The organism is Proteus genomosp. 6 (assembly GCF_040139785.1).
In the GTDB taxonomy this organism is placed as follows: Bacteria; Pseudomonadota; Gammaproteobacteria; order Enterobacterales; family Enterobacteriaceae; genus Proteus.
On sequence record NZ_JBEEVJ010000001.1, the window covers coordinates 225,545 to 250,423 of the forward strand.

The 24,879-nt window shown below is 38.9% G+C and carries 21 protein-coding genes; 17 read left to right on the forward strand and 4 right to left on the reverse strand.

Annotated elements, in window-relative coordinates:
- Positions 1–25: 25 nt before the first annotated feature.
- Complete coding sequence (locus tag ABN212_RS00975; RefSeq protein WP_198625968.1) at positions 26–1,183, reverse strand: iron-containing alcohol dehydrogenase; 1,158 nt, start codon at positions 1,181–1,183, stop codon at positions 26–28.
- A 179-nt stretch (positions 1,184–1,362) separates the two neighbouring features.
- Between ABN212_RS00975 and ABN212_RS00980 the strand changes: the two genes are divergently transcribed.
- Complete coding sequence (locus ABN212_RS00980) at positions 1,363–2,145, forward strand: class I SAM-dependent methyltransferase (RefSeq protein WP_198632080.1); 783 nt, start codon at positions 1,363–1,365, stop codon at positions 2,143–2,145.
- Between the two features lie 162 nt (positions 2,146–2,307).
- Here ABN212_RS00980 and ABN212_RS00985 read toward each other — a convergent pair whose 3' ends face one another.
- Positions 2,308–2,976 carry a DedA family protein gene (locus tag ABN212_RS00985; RefSeq protein ID WP_349442732.1) on the reverse strand — a complete coding sequence of 223 codons (669 nt, stop codon included), beginning with the start codon at positions 2,974–2,976 and terminating at the stop codon, positions 2,308–2,310.
- 125 nt (positions 2,977–3,101) lie between these two features.
- Positions 3,102–4,292 (reverse strand): cystathionine beta-lyase, encoded by a 1,191-nt coding sequence (gene metC, locus ABN212_RS00990; protein WP_198619322.1) that lies wholly within the window; start codon positions 4,290–4,292, stop codon positions 3,102–3,104.
- A gap of 329 nt (positions 4,293–4,621) precedes the next feature.
- Between metC and exbB the strand changes: the two genes are divergently transcribed.
- The 14 genes from exbB (at position 4,622) to yedF (ending at position 19,302) form a co-directional block, all read left to right on the forward strand.
- Positions 4,622–5,632, forward strand: a complete 1,011-nt coding sequence (exbB, locus tag ABN212_RS00995; RefSeq protein WP_198625972.1) for a tonB-system energizer ExbB — start codon at positions 4,622–4,624, stop codon at positions 5,630–5,632.
- Between the two features lie 6 nt (positions 5,633–5,638).
- Positions 5,639–6,067 (forward strand): TonB system transport protein ExbD, encoded by a 429-nt coding sequence (gene exbD, locus ABN212_RS01000; RefSeq protein ID WP_099074169.1) that lies wholly within the window; start codon positions 5,639–5,641, stop codon positions 6,065–6,067.
- A 1,873-nt stretch (positions 6,068–7,940) separates the two neighbouring features.
- Positions 7,941–9,065, forward strand: a complete 1,125-nt coding sequence (hybO, locus tag ABN212_RS01005) for a hydrogenase 2 small subunit (RefSeq protein ID WP_109371805.1) — start codon at positions 7,941–7,943, stop codon at positions 9,063–9,065.
- A complete protein-coding gene (hybA, locus tag ABN212_RS01010; protein WP_109371803.1) occupies positions 9,062–10,075 on the forward strand; it encodes a hydrogenase 2 operon protein HybA in 1,014 nt (337 codons plus the stop codon). Before hybO ends, hybA begins: the two co-directional genes overlap by 4 nt.
- Positions 10,062–11,243, forward strand: coding sequence for a Ni/Fe-hydrogenase cytochrome b subunit (hybB, locus tag ABN212_RS01015; protein WP_023580918.1), 1,182 nt, complete (start codon positions 10,062–10,064; stop codon positions 11,241–11,243). The genes hybA and hybB overlap by 14 nt, the downstream gene beginning before the upstream one ends.
- Positions 11,240–12,943, forward strand: a complete 1,704-nt coding sequence (gene hybC / locus ABN212_RS01020) for a hydrogenase 2 large subunit (RefSeq protein ID WP_064718974.1) — start codon at positions 11,240–11,242, stop codon at positions 12,941–12,943. Before hybB ends, hybC begins: the two co-directional genes overlap by 4 nt.
- Complete coding sequence (locus tag ABN212_RS01025) at positions 12,943–13,431, forward strand: HyaD/HybD family hydrogenase maturation endopeptidase (RefSeq protein WP_023580916.1); 489 nt, start codon at positions 12,943–12,945, stop codon at positions 13,429–13,431. Before hybC ends, ABN212_RS01025 begins: the two co-directional genes overlap by 1 nt.
- Positions 13,428–13,922, forward strand: a complete 495-nt coding sequence (hybE, locus tag ABN212_RS01030; RefSeq protein WP_196532329.1) for a hydrogenase-2 assembly chaperone — start codon at positions 13,428–13,430, stop codon at positions 13,920–13,922. Before ABN212_RS01025 ends, hybE begins: the two co-directional genes overlap by 4 nt.
- 62 nt (positions 13,923–13,984) lie before the next feature.
- Entirely contained in the window at positions 13,985–15,232 is a 1,248-nt protein-coding gene (gene hypB / locus ABN212_RS01035; protein ID WP_198625976.1) for a hydrogenase nickel incorporation protein HypB, read from the forward strand.
- On the forward strand, positions 15,223–15,489 hold the full coding sequence (gene hybG / locus ABN212_RS01040; protein WP_006535180.1) for a hydrogenase maturation factor HybG: 267 nt from the start codon (positions 15,223–15,225) through the stop codon (positions 15,487–15,489). Before hypB ends, hybG begins: the two co-directional genes overlap by 10 nt.
- On the forward strand, positions 15,476–16,612 hold the full coding sequence (hypD, locus tag ABN212_RS01045; RefSeq protein WP_075674243.1) for a hydrogenase formation protein HypD: 1,137 nt from the start codon (positions 15,476–15,478) through the stop codon (positions 16,610–16,612). The genes hybG and hypD overlap by 14 nt, the downstream gene beginning before the upstream one ends.
- Positions 16,609–17,628, forward strand: a complete 1,020-nt coding sequence (hypE, locus tag ABN212_RS01050) for a hydrogenase expression/formation protein HypE (RefSeq protein ID WP_109371795.1) — start codon at positions 16,609–16,611, stop codon at positions 17,626–17,628. The genes hypD and hypE overlap by 4 nt, the downstream gene beginning before the upstream one ends.
- A 208-nt stretch (positions 17,629–17,836) precedes the next feature.
- Positions 17,837–19,063, forward strand: coding sequence for a selenium metabolism membrane protein YedE/FdhT (gene yedE, locus ABN212_RS01055; RefSeq protein ID WP_198629928.1), 1,227 nt, complete (start codon positions 17,837–17,839; stop codon positions 19,061–19,063).
- Positions 19,060–19,302 (forward strand): sulfurtransferase-like selenium metabolism protein YedF, encoded by a 243-nt coding sequence (yedF, locus tag ABN212_RS01060; RefSeq protein ID WP_069368619.1) that lies wholly within the window; start codon positions 19,060–19,062, stop codon positions 19,300–19,302. The genes yedE and yedF overlap by 4 nt, the downstream gene beginning before the upstream one ends.
- Positions 19,303–19,373: 71 nt before the next feature.
- On the opposite strand, the gene rdgC is transcribed toward yedF, so the two are convergent.
- A complete protein-coding gene (rdgC, locus tag ABN212_RS01065) occupies positions 19,374–20,282 on the reverse strand; it encodes a recombination-associated protein RdgC (RefSeq protein ID WP_198619327.1) in 909 nt (302 codons plus the stop codon).
- 1,332 nt (positions 20,283–21,614) lie between these two features.
- On the opposite strand from rdgC, the gene ABN212_RS01070 reads away from it, so the two are divergent.
- Together ABN212_RS01070 and ABN212_RS01075 are read left to right on the forward strand one after the other, a co-directional pair.
- Positions 21,615–22,799: a porin gene (locus tag ABN212_RS01070; RefSeq protein WP_232797549.1), complete on the forward strand. Its 1,185-nt coding sequence runs from the start codon at positions 21,615–21,617 to the stop codon at positions 22,797–22,799.
- Between the two features lie 86 nt (positions 22,800–22,885).
- Entirely contained in the window at positions 22,886–24,841 is a 1,956-nt protein-coding gene (locus ABN212_RS01075) for a bifunctional 2',3'-cyclic-nucleotide 2'-phosphodiesterase/3'-nucleotidase (RefSeq protein WP_109371787.1), read from the forward strand.
- The last annotated feature ends 38 nt before the right edge of the window (positions 24,842–24,879 follow it).

Consider the following 24,879-nt stretch of genomic DNA (forward strand, 5'->3'; position numbering starts at 1 on the left):
TGTCTCCAAAGTCGCATTAAGGTACTTAGAGTGCTGCTGTATAAATGCGTTGACTGACTTCTAATGTGATATCTTGATGCTCGCCTAGTGCGGTTTGTCCATGCTCTTCCAATTTTCGCACTAAAGCTGGAATATCTTCTTCAGTAATTTTGAAATCAGCCAGTCGAGTTCTAAGTCCCATTAATTCAAAGAATTTTCGAGTTTCATTAATCGCAGTTTCAATTTTAAAAGCGTCAGAACCTTGGTTTATACCCCAAACTTTTTGTGCATATTGGATTAACTTCTCATATTTAGCCTGCCGTTTTTCATTTAATAGGGCAGGTAAAACGATGGCGAGAGTTTGTGCATGATCAAGCCCGTGTAATGCCGTGAGTTCGTGGCCTAATGCATGTGTAGCCCAATCTTGAGGAACACCAACACCAAGGATACCATTAAGGGCTTGTGATGCTGTCCACATTATATTAGCACGGATATCATAGTCTGTAGGTGATGCCAGCGCTTTTGGTCCTTGATCAATCAAAATCCGTAAAAGACCTTCTGCATACTCATCTTGTACACGAGCATTCACAGGATAAGTGAGATATTGCTCTAATATATGAATAAAAGCGTCAACAACGCCGTTTGCTGTTTGTCTTGGTGGTAAAGAATAAGTGGTTGTTGGATCTAAAATCGCGCAATGAGGATAAACATAAGGAGAGGCGAAGCTTTGTTTATCCATTGTCTGTTTTTTACTGATCACGGAAAAACTGTTGGTTTCTGTTCCTGTTGCTGGAAGTGTTAATACACAACTTAGAGGAATGGCTTTTTCGACCACTTTACCGCGACTGGTTACGATTTCCCAAGGTTCACCTTGATAAGGTATCGCGGCTGCAATAAATTTGGTGCCATCAATAACCGATCCACCGCCGACAGCCAATAGGTGTGTAATACCATGATATCGGGCGTAAGAAACGGCTTTCATCAGTGTTTCATAAGAGGGATTGGGTTCAATACCACTAAATTCATGAATTTGATAACCAGGAAGAGCCGTATAGATTTGATCTAAAACGCCGTTGCGTTTAATACTGCCACCGCCATAAGTCAGCAAAATTCTTTCATTTTTTCCGATTTCAGAACGTAGTTTTTCTATTTGCCCTTGACCAAAATGAAGGCGAGTGGGGGAGTAATAAGTAAAGTTTTGCATTTTGTATCCACCTTGATTTGATGTTCTGCAATATGACAATTAATCAGGAAAAAGTTTTTCACTGTGTCTAGACGAAATAGCATGACATAACTATAACTGTAAGGTTGTAGAAATAAGAGATGAATTATTTTCTTAATGACTACAACAATTCAAATTGTAGCTAATTTATAAGGAGTGATATGGAAAGTCATTATTTAACATTAAACCAAGAACATTGGGATAAACAAGCCGCAATGGAAAATCAGTGGTCTAAACCTGTTAGCGACGAAGAAATTATCACTGCAAAACAAGGCAACTGGAAAGTCCATTTAACACCTAATCCGGTTAAAAAAGAGTGGTTAGCAGATATTAAAGGTAAAAAAATACTCTGCTTAGCTTCTGCTGGTGGGCAACAAGCGCCTATTTTAGCTGCTGCTGGTGGCATTGTGACGGTATTTGATTTATCAGAAGGCCAATTAAGCAAAGACCATCAATTGGCACAAAAGCATCAGTTAGATTTGGTTACAGTACAAGGTGATATGGCGGATTTAACTGCATTTGCTGATGAAAGTTTTGATATTATTTTTCACCCTATCTCAAACTTATATGTAGCGGATGTTAATCCCGTTTGGCAAGAGTGCTACCGTGTTTTGAAAAAAGGCGGTGTACTTATGGCGAGTTTTTATAATCCTGTTGTTTTTATTGATGATAGAGATCCGCAATTGCGCTCACAGGGATTAATAAGACCGACTTACCGATTACCCTATAGCGATCAAGGTTCACTACCTTCGGATATTCTGCAAGAAAAAGTCGCAAGAGGTGATGGACTTGTATTTGGTCATTCTTTAACTGACCTTATTGGTGGGCAGCTAAAAGCGGGTTTCTTATTACAAGATTTTGTTGAGGATTTTGCTCCTCATGCTCGCTTTCTCGTTGATAGTTATATTCCAACGTTTCTTGCGTCAAAAGCCATTAAGCTTTAACGACAAATAGATTAAGGTAAAAGATGACGGTGATAAATATCAACGGATTTTTACTAAGATATTAATAAGATAGGAGATAAGAAAATGAACAACTGAACTTTTGAGGTATTAGATGATTAAAAAACGCCATTATGATGATTAATATAATGGCGTTTTTTTTAATTACTTATTACCCGTACTATTTTTACGATGGCGAATATACATCACAATCGAACCAATTAAACCTGCACTTAAGAGTAATACAGGTAATGTCATCAAAATATTCATGACTAAGGTTTCATGCTTTTGAATAAAGGGAATAAGATTTAGCACATAGCCTAAAGAAACAATAATCCCCACCCATAAGAAGCCACTTAACCAGTTAAATATTTGAAAACGACGTTGTTGTAATTCTGATAAGCCAGCCAGAGTAGGTAATAATGTACGCACGAATCCAATAAAACGACCCAGTAATAGTGCATATAAGCCTTGGCGATGGAAGAGATCATTTGCCTTATGATGATATTGCTCTGGTAATTGAGCCATCCAACGTTTAACCACTTTTGTATCGCTTAGCCAACGGCCTTGCAAAAAGCCGAGCCAACTCCCAATACTCGCGGCAGCGCCTAATATAATGATAGTTGGGAAAAAGTGTAAAACATCTTTTGCAATTAAGGCACCGCAAAGAATAAGCAGTGTATCTCCTGGTAAAAATGCGGCGGGTAATACCCCGTTTTCCAGCATAATAATAACAAAAAGAACAATATAGATAACCCACAGCACATTTGGATTAGCTAACACCATATAATCGTGTTGCATTAGTGCGTGAATGATCTCTTTTAATGTACCCATTAGCGAACTCGCATTAAAAAAGGACTTTATGTTCGCTATTCTAACGCAAAATAAAGAGAACAGTTTGATTTAATCCCTGTGGAACCACAGGGATAGATTTTTTTTAATAAAAAATTCATTCTTTATTAAGAAATACGTAAAAAGGCTTGTTCTAGATCTTCAATAAGGTCATCTACATTTTCTAATCCAATATGAATGCGAAATAGTGTTCCTGTAAATGTTGGCTGAGTTTCATATTGGCGCATCGCTTTAATATCATTAGGTTGATAACCCAAAATTAAAGATTCAAATCCTCCCCATGAAAATGCCATCTTAAATAATGAGAAGTTATCCAAGAAAAGTGCAAATTCTTCAGTGGTTAGGATTTTCTTTAAACTAAAAGAGAATAACCCATTGCTACCGGAGAAATCACGTTGGAAATATTCATGTCCTGGGCAAGAAACTAAAGCAGGGTGATAAACATTATCAACTAAAGGATGTTGTTTTAACCAGCGAGCGACTTCTAATGCACTTTGTTCGTGTTGTTTCATCCTGACGGGTAATGTTCTTAATCCTCTTGCTGTCATATAAGCAGTATCAGGATCAACACATTGACCTAATAAATAGGTATTTTCACGTAACTGCGCCCAGCAACGTTCATTAGCTACAGCAAAACCTAACATGCCATCAGAGTGACCATTAATATATTTTGTGGCAGATTGGATTGAAATATCAGCACCCAATGTTAGTGGTTTAAGCAGTAATCCCGCCGCCCAAGTGTTATCAATCATAATAATGATTTCAGGGTTATATTGGCGCACTGAATTGACTATTCCTTGTAGATCTTGAATTTCCATCGTGATTGATCCTGGAGATTCAAGAAAAACGATTTTTGTTTCAGGAAGTAGCAATTGGCTGATCTCTTTGCCGATTAAAGGATCAAAATAAGTCGTTGTCACTGAGAATTTACGTAAGATCTGATCACAAAAATTTTGAGTTGGATCGTAGGCAGAGCCTGTAACAAGAATATGAGCACCTTGCTCAATAAATGCGAGTATAGATTGCGTAATCGCAGCTGCACCTGAAGGAAATAATGCGCAGCCTGCACCTTGCTCTAATTCAGTTAAAGCTTCTTGTAAGGCAAAATGTGTGGTTGTACCTCGACGTCCATAAAAAAGGGTACCTTCCGCTCGTTTTTTCGTTGCTTCACGTTTTTGTGCAACGGAATCAAAAATAACGGATGATGTTCGTTGTATAATTGGATTTACTGCGCCTTGGGAATATTTTTTAGCTCGACCAGAAAGGAGGAGTGAGGTTTCTTGTTTTTTTAGCGTCATCCTTAATACCTTCTTTTAATTGATGGTGTGTTTACCTCAAGTTAATTCATTTTTTGGATAAGTACAAAAGGCTTGCAGGGTAGTTGATAAAATTTCACGTTACGTGAAAGAACGATAATTTGTCTTAAAAATCGACAAATGAAAAAAAAATAGCCAAATAGTAATGATAATTACTATCAAAATGCTTCATGTTTGATATCATTTGAGCGTTTTCTCTTTCCTGATGGCAAACAGGATGATTGTAAGCGAACGATTTTGGGTAAGTAGTGAAGAAAAAGCTTCATTACTGAATAAATAAATAGATAAAAAAGAGAGTAAAAGGCCAACTGATGCGTAATTTGACAGCTTCTATTCTATTGGCAATCGGTCTGACAGGCTCTGCTTTTGCGGATACGACTCCTGCCACACCAACTGAACAGCCAACTACTGCTGCCGTTTCTTCAACAGCTTCTACACCGGGAACCGCTACACCAACAACTGCTACTGCTTCAACGACCTCTACAACGGGTAATGAAGTGAAAGCAGTAGGTACTGAAACCACTAAGCCTGAAGGTGAAAATACACCTGTAACAACGGCTGAGAATTCAGAAAATGTACCTTCAGCGACAGAAAATACACCATCAGAAGTACAACCTGAAATGGTTGCTGGTGGTGGATTCGCTGAAGATTTATCTGTAATGGGCATGTACCGTAATGCAGACTTAGTCGTTAAAAGTGTCATGATTGGCTTATTGTTAGCCTCTATTGTTACTTGGGCACTGTTTTTCGCGAAAGGAAGTTACTTGATCTCACTGCGTCGTCGCTTAAGAAATGAGACGGCTCAGTTAGTTGAAGCTAAATCACTTAACGATGCGTTAGCGATTAGCAAAAAATTTGGCAATAAGAGCGCAACCGCTGATTTCTTTAATGATGCAGAATTAGAGCGTACTTACTCTCAAGAAAGTAAAGTGGCATCAGGCATTAAAGAGCGTGTTGAAATGCGTATGGAACGTCGCGTTGCAGCAATTATTCGTGAATTAGGCCGCGGTAATGGTTACTTAGCCACAATCGGTGCAATTTCTCCTTTTATCGGCCTTTTCGGTACGGTTTGGGGGATCATGAATAGCTTCATCGGTATTGCACATTCTCAAACGACAAATCTTGCTGTTGTTGCACCAGGTATTGCAGAAGCGCTATTAGCAACCGCGATTGGTCTGATTGCGGCGATTCCAGCGGTTATTATCTATAACATTTTTGCTCGAATGATCGCAGGTTATCGTGGTGAAATTGGTGATATCGCAACAGGTGTGGTGACATTAGTCAGCCGTGATTTAGATATCGAAAACAGCAAAGCAAGGTAATAAATTATGGCAATGCGTCTTGGTGATGATTCAGGTGATGATAATGAATTGCATGATATCAATGTGACGCCTTTTATTGATGTCATGTTGGTTCTACTCATTATCTTTATGGTGGCTGCACCTTTAGCTACTGTTGATATAAAAGTAAATTTACCCGCTTCAAGTGCTAAACCACAGCCTCGCCCTGAAAAACCGGTTTATTTAACGATTAAGTCGGATAAACAAATTTTCATTGGTGAAGAGATGGTCACACATGAAACGATGGCGAGTGTGTTAGATACCATGACACAAGCCAACAAAGAGACAACAATCTTTTTCCAAGCTGATAAAACGGTTGATTATGAAACGTTAATGTCTGCAATGGATTCGCTAAGAAAAGCTGGTTATCTCAAAGTTGGACTAGTGGGAATGGAAACCGTCTCTACGGGTGGTTAAATTTTAGCAAATAAGCTATTTATTTAAGTATTATTACGCTATTTTAAAAGCACTTTATTTGTCGTTGTGAAATGATGAATAAAGTGCTTTTTTATTGTATAGAAGAAATCGCGTTTATATTTTTACCACTTTTAATGGTTATCGATATTATTAATAAAATTGAGTTAGAATAAAATTTAACTTTAGTGTTAAATAAGATTAATAATAAGTAGATTAAGTTTATGAGTAAACGATTAATTAAGTTTATTGAGTAATAGCGGGCTGAATCAATTAATGCTAAGTAGATATCATTATTTGAACTCCTATAACATTAATATTCATTAACTCTTCATTTTTTTTCATTTTTAGATTTGTTTAGCTCGACATTTTAAAGTTAAATATATCTATAACCTTGTGATTTATAATGTCTTTATGCAAATTTGATTTAAGTGTAAAAAAACTTGCGCAAAAAATCTTATTGGATATAATGCACTCACGTTACAAATTGAAATATTTTGTAACGTGTTATAACGCCTAATTTATTTATTATCTAAGTTATCCGTATTTGGGTACTTATTTTTTATTGCACCAGGTAGACCGTTGTTTTCAGTCATTCCAATTTCTGGTAAGTAGATTTTATTTACTTATTCAAACCACTACTTATCTTTGATAAGCAGTGAGTAAAATAAAACGTGAAAGGCAGAGAACTACACATAGCATTTTATTATTTTAATAAATTTAGAAGCCATAACATTTCGGTGTTATGGCTTTTTATTTTTATCAACTGGGGTTTTGGTTTTATCATTATTTTACCTGTCCTGTCTTTCTCATCACTTTAGAGGGCATACACCTCATTACCTGCTGATTTTCACAAGCACTTGTCGTACTCTGAATACTACAAACAGTTAACAAAGCATATTTCAATTTTTTAGATTTATGACCACTTCTTTTATCTATTCTCACAAAAAAAAGAAATCAGCTCTATTTAGGGATTATTTATCGATAAATTGTATTTTTTTTATCCACAAAAATAACAGGGATTTAACATGAAATTTTATTTACGTTAATTTCGTTATAAATTCGATATGTTATAAAATAACTTAATGAAACTATTGCTGCTGTGTACTAATTAGTAATTATTAATGATCTTATCTTTTTGATGATGTCCATATTGATATGTATTTAATTTTATAGCGATTTTATACTAAAGGAAATTCTTATTCCAAAAATGTATATACTTATAACTATATGAAAAACGATAAGAAAAACAGGTTAACTTTTGTCTATTAAATAAACGTAATTATGGTGATTAAAAATTAATAACGAAAGAAGATTAGCTAAATAGGTAATGAAAATAAGCTGAAATTAAATATATTAATGTAATCATTTCTTGTTTATGAAATGCAATTTTTAACATTACTTATGATGTAATATAAAGGTTGATATTATGAAAACAAGAGTCATCATTATAATTAAATAATATATTGAAACTTATTTTTAATAATTCTTATTGGAATATAGGAATAATGGATTATTAATTTTGTATTATTTTAAATATATTGTCTTATAATTTGAATGTTTTTTGTCTTTTTTGTATCTCATTGATTAATATTGATTTTAAAAATATCTTCATCTTATTTGTTGAGATAATGAGAATTATTTCTATTTAAATTATCATTATTAAATAGAGTTTAAATAAATTTAAAATGACGAAATATATAAAAAATAGACATTAAACCTTATATTGCTGAAACGTTTTTACTCACATAAAAGCGTAATTTATTTTTTAATGAATTATCGCTTGATAATGATCAAGTCATTATTGTGTCGTAGTGTTAAAAAGGCGGTGTTTTAAAATTATTCCAATTAAAAATCATCATATCAGGAGAGATATATGGCCTTGGGGAATAATGTTTTTTCCCATCATGGTATTAACCGACGCGATTTTATGAAATTGTGTGCTGCGTTGTCAGCTACCATGGGATTAAGCGGCAAAGCTGCCGCAGAAATGTCAGATGCAATGGCATCATCTGAACGTCCACCCGTTATCTGGATTGGCGCTCAGGAGTGTACAGGGTGTACGGAGTCTTTATTACGTGCAACTCACCCGACTCTGGAAAACCTCGTTCTTGATGTTATCGCACTCGAATATCACGAAGTGCTTTCTTCGGCCTTTGGTGAACAGGCTGAAGAAAATAAACACAATGCGATGGAGAAATACAAAGGTAAGTACGTCCTCGTTGTTGACGGTTCAATCCCAGACAAAGATGGCGGTGTTTACTGTATGGTTGCAGGAAAACCAATTCTTGAGCATATCAAAGAAGCCGCTGAAGGGGCTGCTGCGATTATTGCTATTGGTTCATGTTCTGCATGGGGTGGTGTACCTGCTACTGGGGGTAACCCAACAGGCGCTAAATCACTGGAAGCAATTTTACCGGGTAAAACCGTTATCAATATTCCAGGGTGTCCACCAAACCCACATAACTTCTTAGCAACTGTTGCACATATTATTACTTTCAACAAATTGCCTAAGTTAGATAGCAAAAACAGACCGCTTTTTGCTTATGAGCGTTTAATTCACGAAAACTGTGAACGTCGCCCTCATTTTGATGCGGGTCGTTTTGCTAAAGAATTTGGTGATGAAGGTCATCGTCAAGGCTGGTGTTTATACCATTTAGGCTGTAAAGGCCCTGAAACTTATGGTAACTGCCCAACATTAGAATTCTGCGATGTCGGTGGTGGGATCTGGCCTGTCGGTATCGGTCACCCTTGCTATGGCTGTAACGAAGAAGGTATCGGCTTTACTAAAGGTATTTTCCAATTAGCGAACGTTTATCAGCCAACACCAAAAGCACAAGTGCCTGATGTTAATGCAAAAGAAGGTGGTGGTGTCTCTTATGGTGCTGCTGGCTTACTGGGTGCTGTCGTGGGTGCAGTTGCAGGTGTCAGTGTGATGGCTGTGCGTCAATTAGGCCGTGACAAGAATGCCACAGGAGCCTCACAGGAGGATAAACGGTGAATAGGCGTCATTTCTTTAAGCTGGCATCAGGTGGGGTTCTCCTTGCGGGAATGGCACCCACTGCGAGTCATGCTGCGGCGCAGAACCGTCCCCCAATTCCTGGGTCTCTCGGTATGCTCTACGACTCTACACTGTGTGTAGGCTGTCAAGCATGTGTCACAAAATGTCAGGAAATTAATCACCCGGAGCCAATGGAGCGTGGTGATACTTACGCTAATGGTGATCCGATTTGGTCAAACAATGACAAATTAAGTCCTTACACAAATAACATCATTCAAATTTGGCGTGATGGTACTGGTGAAAATAAAGATCAACTGGAAAACGGTTATGCCTTTATTAAGAAACAATGTATGCATTGTGTTGATGCAAACTGCGTTTCTGTTTGTCCTGTTTCTGCGTTAACCAAAGATCCAAAAACCGGTATTGTCCATTATCACGCGGATATCTGTACAGGTTGTCGTTATTGTATGGTGGGATGCCCTTATAACATTCCAAAATACGATTATGATGATCCATTTGGTAAGCTCTATAAATGTGAGCTTTGTAACCAAAAAGGGGTTGAGCGCTTAGATAAAGGCTTATTACCAGGCTGTGTTGAAGTTTGTCCTACTGGCGCGGTTATTTTCGGTACACGCGAAGAGTTGTTGGAAGAAGCAAAACGTCGTTTAGCGAAAAAAGCGGGTGAAGAGTATCATTACCCACGTCAAACCATTAGTGGTGGCGATACTTATTTACATAAAATTCCTGAATATCAAGATCATATCTATGGTGAGTTTGAAGGTGGCGGTACGCAAGTCATGGTACTTTCTGCTGTTCCTTTCGAAAATTTAGGAATGCCAGAAGTGGCACCATTATCAACGGGTGCGCGTTCTGAACATATTCAACATACGCTTTACAAAGGCATGGTATTACCAATAGCAGCCCTTGCAGGGATCACCTATTTGGTTAACCGTAATAGTAAAAAACAAGAGCAGGAACACCACAAGGAGGATAACGATGTCGAGTCATGATCCTCGTCCACTTGGCGGTAAGTTATTTACTCTAGCAGTAAGAGTATTTTTACCGCTTGCTGTGCTCGGTTTTATTCTTATTGGTAAGCGTTTGGTATTAGGTCTGGGCGATGTCTCTGATCTGAATGGGGGATATCCTTGGGGTATTTGGATTGCTTTTGACTTATTGATAGGGACGGGCTTTGCATGTGGTGGTTGGGCACTTGCATGGGCTGTTTATGTCTTTAATAAAGGGGAATTTCACCCATTAGTGCGACCTGCATTGTTAGCGAGCTTGTTCGGCTATTCATTAGGTGGTTTATCTATCGCCATTGATATCGGTCGTTATTGGAACATGCCTCACTTCTTTATGCCGCAATACTTCAACGTTAACTCAGTGTTGTTTGAAACAGCGACCTGTATGACCATCTATATTATGGTGATGGCATTAGAATTCTTACCTGCGTTATTAGAACGTTTAGGTTGGAAAGTGTCGTTGAAACGCCTTAATAAAGCGATGTTCTTTATTATTGGTCTTGGTGCTTTACTGCCAACCATGCACCAATCTTCAATGGGATCATTAATGATTTCAGCGGGTTGGAAAGTACATCCACTGTGGCAATCTTATGAGATGTTACCGCTGTTTTCTCTGTTAACAGCCTTTCTCCTTGGTTTCACTATCGTTATTTTTGAAGGTTCGCTGTTAAAGGCAAGCCGCACCATGAACGATGATGAAACACCGCTATTTACCAAGTTAACCAAAGTGATTGAAGTATTACTGATTGCTTTCTTGGTCTGTCGCTGGGGCGAAATTATTTGGAACGGTAAACTGAGTTATATCGGAAATGGGGATATGTTCTCGTGGTTATTCATTGCTGAAAGTGCATTATTGTTACTTCCTCTTATTTTGATGCATTTAAATAATAACCGCCGTAGTCCAAAAATGTTGTTTGTCTGCGCTGTATTTATCTTAATTGGCGCAGCAATGTGGCGTATGAACTACTCTTTAGTTGCTTACAATCCAGGCAATGGTTACCACTATTTCCCAACAGCAAGTGAATTGCTGATTTCTATTGGTTTCGTTGCATTTGAAGTAACAGCTTACATTCTTATTATCCGTTTACTGCCGGTTTTACCTGCACAAACAGACTCAAATATACAATTAAAAAAGGCTGAGGTTAAATCATGAGCCAACGCATTACTATTGATCCTATTACCCGTATTGAAGGGCATTTACGCGTCGATTGTGAAATTGATAACGGAAAAGTTGTTAAGGCTTGGTCTTCCGGTACCATGTGGCGCGGAATGGAGGAGATCCTAAAAGGAAGCGATCCTCGTGATGCATGGATTATCGTGCAACGTATTTGTGGGGTTTGTACGACAGTTCACGCAATTGCCTCAGTACGTGCTGTTGAAGATGCCTTAGGTATGGATATTCCTGTCAATGCGCAGTATATCCGTAACATTATTTTGGCTTCGCATATTCTTCATGACCATATCGTCCACTTCTATCAACTTTCTGCGATGGACTGGGTTGATATTACTTCAGCGTTACAAGCCGATCCTGAAAAAGCGTCAGCGATGCTAAAAGGTGTTTCTCAGTGGCAATTGAACTCTGCTGAAGAATTCAGAAAGGTTCAGAAGAAAATTCAAGGTCTGGTTGACAGCGGTCAGTTAGGTATTTTCGCTAATGGCTACTGGGGTCACTCAGCCATGAAATTACCACCAGAAGTTAACTTGATTGCTGTTGCTCACTACCTGCAAGCACTTGAATGTCAGCGTGATGCTAACCGTATCGTAGCGGTTCTGGGTGGTAAAACACCACACATTCAAAACTTGGCAGTAGGGGGGGTTGCTAACCCAATTAACCTTGATGCACCAAGTGTTCTTAACTTAGAACGTCTGATGTATGTGAAGCACTTTATCGATAATCTTGGCGATTTTATTGAACAAGTTTATAAAGTCGATACTGCGATTTTTGCTGCTTATTACCCAGAGTGGCTAAAAATTGGTAAAGGCGCGAACTACTATTTATCTGTACCTGAATTACCTATTAACGGTAATAACACTGAGTTTTTATTGTCTGGTGGTTATATGGAAGGCGTTGATTTCTCAACGTATCGTCCAATTAAAGACTGGAAAGATGAAAACCTGAAAGACGGTATCGAAGAAAGTGGTAAACACGCATGGTATGAAGATGATGAACCATTAAAACCGTGGGAAGGTTTGACTCGTCCTAAATATACAGGTTGGGATGAGAACGAAAAATACTCATGGGTTAAATCACCTACATTCTATGGCAAACCTGTCGAAGTGGGTACGTTAGCATGGTTAGTATGTGGTTTAGCAGGTAAGCATGAAGGAACTGTTAAACACTATAATGAAATCAATGGGATATACACTAAATTAACGGGTGAAACGCTGGTTAATGAGCAGTTAGAGTCAACTTGGGGACGCATTATTGGACGTACTGTTCATGCGTGTGTGTTACAAGATTCTCTAAACTTCTTGTGGCAATCACTGGTTGATAATATTGGTCGTGGCGATACTGCTGCCTTTATTAAACCAGAGTTTGAACCAGGTAAAGAGTACCGAGGTGTGGGGTTTGAAGAAGCCTCTCGCGGTATGTTATCTCACTGGATCGTGTTTAAAGACGGTAAAATCACTAACTATCAGGCGGTTGTTCCATCAACATGGAATGCGGGTCCTCGTAACTTTAATGATGAGCCAGGTCCTTATGAGTTATCACTTGTTGGTACACCTGTTGCTGATCCGAAAAAACCATTAGAAGTGGTAAGAACGATCCACTCCTTTGACCCATGTATGGCGTGTGCTGTGCATATGGTTGATTTAACAGGTAAAGAACTAAGTAAGGTGAAGGTATTATAATGCGAACTCTCGTCTTAGGTATTGGTAATTTATTACTAAGCGATGAAGGCATTGGTGTTCGTATAGTAGAAGCGCTCGAAGAGCGCTTCTCTTTACCAGAGAACGTCGATGTTATTGATGGTGGCACATCAGGTATGGAAATTTTGCAAGATATCGCTGCAAGAGATCTCCTGATTGTTGCCGATGCGGTAAGAAGCAATCATGAACCTGGCAGTATTTTTGTGTTACATGATGATGATGTTCCCGCACTTTTTACGCAGAAGATCTCGCCTCATCAGTTAGGCTTATCTGATGTGCTTATGGCATTGCGTATGACAGATGAATTTCCACGCAAGCTTATTTTAGTGGGTATTGAACCTGCGTCATTAGAGCCAAGCATGTCACTGTCTGACATTGGTCAAAAATCAATGGAAATTGCGTTGGAACATGTCGTCAATATTTTGCGTGAATATGGTATTCCTGTCACACCCAAAGAGGTAACAGCATGAGTGAAATAAGCTGGGATATCGTAGGATACGATGAACCGCCTGTTGAGCAACTTGAAGCGCGTTTTAGTGAAATTGCTGAAAAAGAGATGAAAGGGCTTCCTTTTTATCGAGAAGGTATTCCTGTAAAAGCAGGGGGCTTTACCTTATTTGAAAACCAGTGGATTGGAGCTGTTCTTACTCCTTGGATGCTAGAGCTTGTCGTTTTCCCAGGGCCTTCACAAGAATGGCCACATCGAAAAGTAGGCGATCGCATTGGGTTAGAATTGCCTTGTGGTCAGATTAAATTCGTTGTGGGTGAGCTTGCTGGTGATATGCAATATCTCGCGTGTTCATTAATGTCGCCACTTGATAGACACCTTTCAGGGGAACATGCTGTTGAGTTGGTGGAAAATAGTGTAAAAATGGCACTTTCTCTTCCTGTTCAGACACAATCCGTAGCAGAAGTTGATTTAAGTCGTCGTTCTCTCTTCCGTGGTCAGTTAAGATCATAGTGTAGAAATTTTACGCGACACAGAGTCACATTCTTCTTATTGAATAGTACAGGAGTCAGAATATGTGTAGCACTTGCGGTTGTGGCGAAGGCAATGTCAGAATTGAAGGCGTAGAGCCTCATTCACATGAGCACCACCATCATCACTCTCATGACCATGATCATCACGACCACGGTCATCATCATGATCACGGCCATCACGGGCATGATCATCATCATGAACACAATGCTACTCCAGCGAATACTGTTCATAAATATATTGATAAGTCTGAACAAAAGCATAAACATAACTACGAAACACATGGTCAGCCTATCATCGTTCATCACCACTATTACCATAACAGTGGTGATGTTCATCTCCATTTTCATAACGATGCACAGCTAAACGAAGCGCCTGTTTTCCATGAACATCATCATGGACATGACGATCATCATGAGCATGATCATTCACACAATCATGACCATGCTCACAGTCACGATCATTCTCATGATTATAACCATGAGCATTCACATCATCATTCTCACAGCCACGATCATGCACATGATCATGACCACGATCACGAACATGAGCACGAAGAGCAATTTAGCCCTGTGATTGAAAATCAGAATATGCATTATGGCCAAGGTGAAGCGGGAACACATGCTCCCGGTATTAGCCAAAAGCGTATGCTGAAAATTGAAATGGATGTGCTGGATAAAAATAACCGCATTGCTGTTCATAACCGTGAACATTTTGAACAACAAAATGTATTGGCATTAAACTTAGTTTCAAGCCCAGGCTCCGGTAAAACAACGCTATTAACACAAACATTAAAACAGTTAGCTCAACGGGTGCCTTGCGCGGTGATCGAAGGCGATCAGCAAACCACTAATGATGCGGATCGCATCCGTGAAACTGGTGTGCCAGCGATCCAAGTGAATACAGGAAAAGGTTGTCACCTTGATGCACAAATGGTGCATGATGCGACACATCAATTAGGTTTACAAGATAACAGCGTTCTCTTTATTGAAAACGTGGGTAACTTAGTTTGTCCTGCCAGTTTTGATCTGGGTGAAAAGCATAAAGTTGCGATTCTTTCTGTCACTGAAGGTGAAGATAAACCACTGAAATACCCGCATATGTTTGCTGCGGCTGATTTAATGATTATCAACAAAATTGATTTAGTGCCACATCTGAATATTGATGTTCAAGCCTGTATTGAATCCGCTCGCCGTGTTAACCCAAATATCGAAATCATTGCGTTATCAGCAACAACGGGTGAAGGCATGGAAGAGTGGTTAGCTTGGTTGGAGAGTCGTTTATGTGCTTAGGTGTTCCAGCTAAGATTGTTGAGGTGGGCGAAGACGTCCACCAACTCGCTTATGCCGAAGTCAGTGGCGTCAAACGTGCTGTTAATATTTCGATGGTATGTGAAGGCGAACCTAGTGAATTATTAGGCAAATGGGTACTTATTCATGTGGGATTTGCCATGAGTATTCTTGATGAGCAAGAAGCACAAGATACCCTTGATGCATTACAGCATGTCTATGGTGTGACCCTCGAAGAGGCTGATGATGCAGTACGTTGATGAATTTCGTGATCCCGAACTTGCGAAAGCCTTACTAGCCCAAATCCGTGAAACTATTTCACAATGGCCTCATCCTATTAAACGGCCATTACAAATTATGGAAGTGTGTGGTGGGCATACACATGCCATTTTTAAATTTGGTCTAGATCGCTTATTACCAGAAGAAATTGAATTTGTTCATGGACCGGGTTGTCCTGTTTGTGTATTACCGATGGGGCGAATTGATGCTTGTTTAGAAATTGCAGCCCGTCCTGATGTCATATTCTGTACTTTTGGTGATGCAATGCGAGTACCGGGACGTAATGGCTCAATGCTGGATGCGCGTCGTCGTGGCAGTGATATTCGTATTGTCTACTCACCGCTCGATTCCCTCAAAATTGCACAAGATAACCCAGATAAACAAGTCGTCTTTTTTGGTTTAGGTTTTGAAACTACGATGCCAAGTACTGCAATGACGCTACAACAAGCGAAATTGCGTGGACTCAAAAATTTCTCTCTGTTTTGTCAGCATATTACTATCGTGCCTACTTTACGTTGTCTACTAGAACAAGATGATGTTCGCATTGACGGCTTTATTGCTCCAGGGCATGTGAGTATGGTGATTGGCTGTACGCCATATCAACCGCTATGTGACGAATTTGAAAAGCCTTTTGTCGTGACAGGATTTGAACCATTAGACTTATTACAAGCTATACTGATGGTCATTAAACAACTTAAAGCAAAAGCAGAAAATACAGATTATGTTTTAAGTATTGAAAACCAATATAGTCGCATTGTACCGAATGAAGGTAATAAGTTGGCTCAAAAAGCACTTAGCGAAGTGTTTATGTTAAAAGAAACCAGTGAATGGCGTGGATTGGGTGAAATCCCAATGTCAGGTATTCAATTAACACCTGCTTATTCTGAGTTTGATGCTGAATTACGTTTTACTCCCGCCCCGCAGAAAGTGGCTGATAATCCGCAATCTCGCTGTGGCGATGTATTAACAGGACGATGCAAACCTTCCGATTGCCCACTCTTTGGTAAAAGTTGTACACCAGAAACGGCATTGGGTGCCTTGATGGTATCATCTGAAGGTGCATGTGCGGCTTATTATCAGTATCGCCGTGAAGGTAATATATGAAACAACCTGATGAAATCACCTTAGCCCAAGGAAACGGCGGGCAAGGTATGCAGCAACTTATCGAAGGACTATTTTTAAAAGCGTTCGATAATCCATTATTAAATGAAAAAGAAGATCAAGCGCGGATCGCCTTAAATGAGTTAACCACACTGGGCGATCGTCTTGCTTTTAGTACAGATAGCTATGTCATCGATCCCATTATTTTCCCTGGTGGAAACATTGGTAAATTATCGGTCTGCGGGACGGCTAACGATCTTTCTGTTGGTGGTGCAGTTCCTCGTTACCTTTCATGTGGTTTTATTTTGGAAGAAGGACTTCCTTTTGAAACCCTAGAAACCCTTGTGATGGCAATGGCAAAAGCCGCGCAACAAGCGGGCATTCAAATTGTTACGGGTGATACGAAAGTGGTTCCTCGTGGTGCTGCGGATAAGATTTTTATTAACACCGCGGGTATTGGTGTGATCCCAACCAAAATTCATTGGGCTGCATCAAACATTAAAGCAGGCGATAAGATCTTAGTGAGTGGCACTATTGGCGATCATGGTGCAACAATCCTGAATCTTCGTGAAAATTTAGGGCTTGAAGCGGATCTGCAAAGTGACTGCGCGGTTCTTGAGCCAATGATTGCCCCTTTACGCCAAATCGAAGGAATTAAAGCATTACGTGATGCAACTCGAGGCGGTGTGACAGCGATTTTGCATGAGTTTGCTCAAGCCAGCGGTTGTGGCATGAACGTGCATGAAAGCAAATTACCTATGAAACAATCCGTTCGTGGTGTATGCGAATTATTAGGACTTGAAGCGCTTAATTTCGCTAACGAAGGAAAAATTGTTTTAGTGGTTTCACCTGAAGCGGAAGCACAAGTACTTGAAGCACTGCATCAACATGCTTTAGGCAAAGACGCTTGCACGATTGGCGAAGTCACAACGGATAATTATATTCGTTTAACAGGCATTTTCGGTACTAGTCGTATCCTCGACCTACCTTATAACGAGCCTTTACCTCGTATCTGCTAAACACTTATTCCCCACTTATAAATGGAAATGTTCACTGAATTTATAAGTGGGATAAGTTACCCACTTGTTACAAAAAATTGTTATAACGCAAATTTCTCTCATTTATCTGAATACTGACTCTTTGATAAAAAAATTATTGGAGTAACATGTTCGCCTCATCCTACTGCGTGGAGAGTGTCTCTCGTAGAGGTTAGTTCTAGGAAAAAACATGTCTTGGTCAGAATTTAAATCTCAATACCTGATCCGTTTTTGGAAGCCTCTTCCAGCAGTTATCGCGGCAGGTATCTTATCAACTTATTACTTTGGTTTAACCGGCACTTTCTGGGCTGTCACTGGTGAGTTTACCCGCTGGGGGGGGCACGTTATGCAATGGTTCGGTGCTCATCCTGAAGAATGGGGTTATTTTAAAATCATCGGTCTTGAAGGTACGCCATTAACGCGTATTGATGGCGTGATGATTATCGGGATGTTTGGAGGTTGCATTATGGCGGCTCTTTGGGCCAATAACGTCAAACTTCGTCATCCTCAACATAAAATTCGTATTCTTCAAGCTGTTCTAGGTGGGATCATCGCAGGTTTTGGTGCTCGTTTAGCAATGGGTTGTAACCTTGCTGCCTTCTTTACGGGTATTCCTCAGTTCTCTTTACATGCTTGGTTCTTTGCGGTTGCAACGGCAGTCGGTTCCTACTTCGGTGCTAAGCTGTCATTGATGCCACTGTTCCGTATTCCAGTAAAACTGCAAAAAGTCAGCCAAGCGTCACCTATCACTCAAGATAAACAACGTGCGAAACGTCGCTTTAGATTGGGAATGGTTATCTTTTTTGCCATGATTGCGTGGTCTTTAATTATTCTCTTTGATTCACCAAAACTGGGTTTCGCCATGCTAGGCGGTATTGGTTTTGGTATTTTAATTGAACGTGCACAAATCTGTTTTACTTCTGCTTTCCGTGACTTATGGATAACAGGCAGAACCCATATGGCAAAAGCGATTATCATCGGTATGGCGGTGAGTGCCATTGGGATCTTTAGCTATGTCCAATTAGGTGCATCACCTAAAATTATGTGGGCGGGTCCTAATGCCGTAGTTGGCGGCTTACTCTTCGGTTTCGGTATTGTGCTTGCTGGTGGGTGTGAAACTGGCTGGATGTATCGCGCTGTTGAAGGTCAAATTCACTTTTGGTGGGTTGGATTAGGCAATGTGATTGGTTCGACGTTACTCGCTTATTATTGGGATGATTTTTCAGCCATCTTAGCGACTGACTACGACAAAATTAATTTACTTGATACTTTTGGGCCTGTAGGCGGATTAGGCGTGACATATCTGATGTTGGGTCTGTCATTTGTGTTGCTACTTTGGTGGGAGAAACATTTCTTTCGTAAAAAAGCACAACAAGCACACTCTATTTCAACCCAGATTAATAAGGAAATCGCATGAGCCAGAAAGACACCATTGTTCCTGATTATCGTCTAGATATGGTCGGTGAACCTTGTCCTTACCCTGCGGTGGCAACGCTTGAAGCTATGCCATCACTGAAAAAAGGCGAGATTTTAGAAGTGGTCAGTGATTGCCCTCAATCAATCAACAATATTCCACTTGATGCGAAAAACTACGGTTATACCGTGTTAGATATTCAACAAGATGGTCCAACTATTCGTTATTTAATTCAAAAATAATCTTTATTTTTCATTAAATAAAAAACAGCCTATACATAGAGAATGATAGGCTGTTTTCTTGAATAATATTATTACTCTGCTTCGCCGCCTAGGACTTCGGTGACTCGTTCAATTAAAGCGCTGAGTTCACCGGTCATTAAAATAAAGTCGGCATCAAAACGTTGGGCAAAATCGGCTTTATCAATATCATCATTTTGCTCACGTAAAGTTTCACTGAATTTAATGCGTTTGATAGAACCATCATCACAAAGCATAAATTGCAGGCGATCTTCCCAATCTACAGAGAGTTTGGTGACAAATTTACCCGCTTCAATATGCGTCGCAATTTCATCAGAGACTAATTCCTGTTTCTTACAACGAATAACGCCACCTTCATCTAAGACCGCTTTTAGTTCTGCTTCATCCATCAAGGTAAAGCCAGCTGGGAGTTCTCCAGAGCGTACCCACTCTGTCATTTTTAATTCAACGGATTCATTGAAGTTCAAAGGAACAACAGGTAATGAACCTAAGGTCTTACGCAGCAAGGCTAAGTTATCTTCAGCGCGTTTTGCACTGCCCGAATCAACAATAACGAGTTGTTTTTCTAAATCGAGCCAAATAAATGTTTGTGAGAATTTACTAAAAGCACGAGGAAGCAGAGTGTGCACCACTTCATCTTTTAAGGTGGCTTTCTCTGTTTTTTTCAGTTTACGTCCTTGCTCACCTTCAAGTTTTTCAACTTTGTCTTGCAGTGCTTGTTTAATAACTGTCGCAGGTAAAATTTTGTCTTCTTTCCGTGCACACATCATGACTTGTTTGCCAGCAACATGGATAAGCGCTTCACCGCGATCACCCATCGGCGAAACCCAACCTGTCCGAGTCATATCTTGGCTACTACAAGGTGTGAATGCCAATGAGGCAAGCTGTTGTTCTAACTCATCCATTGACAGTGCTATCCCTTTATTTAAGCGATAGACTAAAATATTTTTAAACCACAGCATCTGACATTCCCCTTAATCATTATTTACCACAATATGATACTGAATGTTTAGGGTATCTAAAAGGTAATATCCCTTAAAAGAAAATCTATACCGTGTTATTTAATAAAAAGATAAAAAAAGCTGAAACGAATAATTAGTAAATCTACTCTATGATAATGAGTTTTATTCTTATCTGAATTAGATTGATTAAGAATATTAATAATGAAATAGCATGATTTTTAGTACAAACCATTATGTGACAATAATCACAAGATTTTATTTTTACACTCTTTTTTGTTTACAAACTGAAATCACTTTCAGATTTATCTCTGCATTAATTTACAAAACAAAAATATTCTTGACGCTCTTGTGTGATTATTATCACAAAATAAGGAAAATGTATGAGGAGATTTTTCACAATCAACAAAGTGATTAAGATCACAAATATTGATATTTTTTTTTCAAATATCGTTAAAAGAGCACGATTGGGCTTTTTATATTAACCAGTGTTATAGTTTAGATTTTGTAATGTTTCATTGGGTTTTGTTGTTACTTGTACGTATTGATTAGATATTGTAATTGAATAGCATTCTTGTGCTTCTCTTTTGAATATTTACAGATAATTATTCTTTTTATGATGGGATGTTACTCGTTACCACTAGTTAAATTGTATTTAAATTCGACTTTGCCTTTATTTAAATAAGAAATAAATATAAAGATAAAAAATTATTAATTAGGAATAACAATATTTAAATCTTTAGTGTTATTTATTTAGTGGTTAAAATTAATACTTCCTTTTAAATATATTAAATAGGGGGATAAATTTTTTATTAGCAAAAAAAAGAGTCTTATAAAGAAATGAAATATAAAAGAAAAATCTAAAAGTGCTATTTTTAAAAAGTTGATTAAGTTCAAAAAACACGTATCTTTACCTTTAATTGTGATACCTATCACTTGAGTATGTAACCATGAAAATACACATTGGTGTAATTGTGGACTGTATCACGAAAGTTGGGCTTTTTTTTGAGTAACATGCCATCGAAAACTCAACGACCTATTTCTTTTCCTGACAGAAATAAAAGCAATGCCCTTATTTAAATATAATGAGGATATTATTTTTGTGTCTTATTGGTGATTACGTCTGTGTCAAGGAAATTAAAGCCTTTAAGAAAATTTTGTAGAGTCATAATTAGTAGCTATAAAAATTATCAATTGTGAGAGCGATTTTCTTTTTCGAAATTCGTGGCAGAGATCTTTTGCCTGAATCTCAGGTCAACTATATACGGCGGTATTATTTTTGACCTTAAAGAAAGTCATAAAACTATAGAAAATAGATAGATGGGTATTTTAATCATGAAAAGCTTGAAGCCTCTAGCAGCACTGGTTGGTTTGTTGGTTCTTTCTGGATCGGCAAACGCGGTAAACGTGTATAACGATAAAGGTACACGTTTTGATGTAAATGGTCAGTTCCGTTTAAAAACACAAGTGACCAGCCAAAATCACGAAATGAAAATGACGGATGATGGTAGCCGTATCGGTTTCTTCGGTTCACACGAACTGACTAACGATATCAAAGTCTTTGGTAAATTAGAGTGGGGTTCAGACACTCAAAAAACAAACAGTGACAACCCTAAATCAAACTTTGAAATGTACAACCGTGTGGGTTATGTCGGTTTCTCTCATCGTGATTATGGTCAAATCCAGTTTGGTCGTACTTATATTCCAATCGACTGGGTGAAAAAATCAAGCTACGGCTATGGTAACACGGGTGTGTTCTACTTTAGTGATGTATTAGGTCGTGCCGTAGGTTATAGCAATGGTTATGCTGATGGTAAAGGTGTTGGTAAAAACAACTTTATGACCCGTTTACCACAAACTATCTTTATTGAAACTAACCGTTATGAAGGCTTTAAATTAGCCGGTACTGTAACAGGTAAAACAGGTGATGATAATACTCGTACCACTGGTGATATTACTCGTGCATATTCAGTAGTGGGTTTCTATAAATCAACTTTCGGTTTAGAGCTTGATGGTGGTTACTCTGCCGCTAAAGGTGAAGCGACTCATAGTAGTAAGAGTACAGTTCAAGGGAAAACTCCTGAAAACAGTATCTTAGCATTTGGTGCCGAATACTTCTTCCCAGGCCGTGAATTTTCTATCGGTTTAGACTATGGTCAATCTCGTGGTAAAAATTCAGGTTTAACTTTAGCAAGTAATGCAGTTTCAAAAGATTATAAATGGAACTCTGTTAAAGGTGACTGGAAAGCAGATTTATATGGTGTTGGTGTGAAATGGCACTGGGATCGTATTGAAAGTGGTATGTATGCGGGTTACTACCTGCGTGATGGTGATGCCAACACTTTCAACTACAAAAAAGAAACCTATACTGTGGGTGTAGATAAACGTTTTGCGGTATCTAAATACAACAACTTACGTTTATTTGCTGAAATGGCATATGATGATGCACGCAGTGACAACGAAGCATATAAAGACACTAAACAATATATCTTCGAAACGGGTATGCGTCTGTACTTCTAGTCCTGACAAAAGCATTACCGTTTGATAGAAGTAACCAAAGGAGAGCGATTTCGCTCTCCTGTTAACCAATATATAAGGGGTGTGTAATGGTTAAGAATGTGTTGAAAATTTCAACATTAGCAATGTTTGTCGCATTCAACGTGAATGCTGCGACAGTCGATCTTCGTATTATGGAGACGTCTGATGTTCACAGTAACTTAATCGACTTTGACTACTTCAAAGACAAACCAACAGAACAGTTTGGTTATGTCCGTACTGCTAATTTAATTAAAGCAGCAAAAGCTGAAGCAACCAATGCGATTTTAGTTGATAACGGCGACTTGATCCAAGGTAGCCCGCTGGCTGACTATCAAGCAGCTAAAGGCTTAGAAAAAGGCGAATCTCATCCAGCTCACCAGCTGATGAACACCATGGGTTACACAGTAGGTAACTTTGGTAACCATGAATTTAACTATGGTTTAGATTACCTGAAAAAAGCCATTGCCGGTGCTAAATTCCCTTACATCAACGCCAACGTGATGGATGCGAAAACAGGCAAAAACTATTTCACACCTTATATCATTGTTGATACACCAGTAAAAGATCGTGATGGTAAAGAACACACTATCAAGATTGGTTATATCGGCTTCGTTCCACCACAGATCTTAATCTGGGATAAAGCCAATCTGGATGGTAAGGTCGTTGTAAACGATATTACAGAAACAGCGAAAAAATTCGTCCCTCAAATGAAAAAAGAGGGTGCTGACCTGATTGTGGCTATTCCTCACTCTGGTTTTGCGTCAGAGCCGTACAAAGCAATGGCTGAAAACTCTGTTTATTATTTAAGCGAAGTTGAAGGCATCAATGCAATCATGTTTGGTCACGCTCATGGCGTATTCCCAAGCAAAGAATTTGAAGGCATTAAAGGTGTTGATGTTGCTAAAGGTACTGTAAATGGCGTTCCTGCTGTTATGCCTGGCCAATGGGGTGATCACTTAGGTGTCGTTGATATGGTTATCAACAACGACAGCGGTAAATGGGTGATGACACAAGCAACAGGTGAAGCGCGTCCTATCTTTGATAAAGCAAACAAAAAAGCATTAGTTGAACGTGATGCTGAATTAGCGCAAATCATCGAAAAAGCACACCAAGGTACTCGTGATTTTGTAGGTAAACACATTGGTAAAGCTTCTGCCAACATGTACAGCTTCTTAGCATTAGTACAAAGCGATCCAACTGTACAAATCGTGAATGATGCACAAGTTGATTACACCAAACACTTTATTCAAGGTGATCCGAACTTAGACGGTTTACCAGTATTAGGTGCAGCTGCGCCATTTAAAGCGGGTGGTCGTAAAAACGCACCAGCAGACTTCGTAGAAGTTGAAAAAGGTGACTTAACATTCCGTAACGCTGCAGACTTATATCTGTATCCAAACACATTAGTGGTCGTTAAAGCGACCGGTGCTGATGTTGTTGAGTGGTTAGAATGTTCTGCGGGTATGTGGAACCAAGTTGATCCAAATTCAACTAAACCACAAGAACTAATCAACTGGGATGGTTTCCGTACTTATAACTTCGATACCATTAGTGGCGTGAACTATAAAGTTGACCTAACTCAACCAGCTAAATATGACGTTGATTGCCAAGTCGTTAATAAAGATGCGAATCGTATCAAAGACGTGACTTATGAAGGCAAGCCAATCGATCCTAAAGCAACATTCCTGATCGCAACAAATAACTACCGTGGATACGGTGGTAAGTTTGCCGGTACTGGTGAAGCAAATATTGCGTTCGCATCTCCAGATGAAAACCGTGCAATCTTAGCGTCTTACATTGCTAAACAAACGAAAGAAAAAGGCGAAGTTGCAACTAAAGCTGCTAACAACTGGTCATTCTTACCTATTAAGACTGACAAAGCGTTAGATGTACGTTTTGAAACGTCACCAAGTGAGAAAGCGGCTGCATTTATTAAAGATTTCTCTCAATATCCAATGACCTTTGTGGAAAATGATGAAATCGGTTTTGCAATTTACAAAATTGATTTAACAGAGAAGAAATAAGCCATTAAAGCCTGTCCATTCTGGGCAGGCTTCTCTTA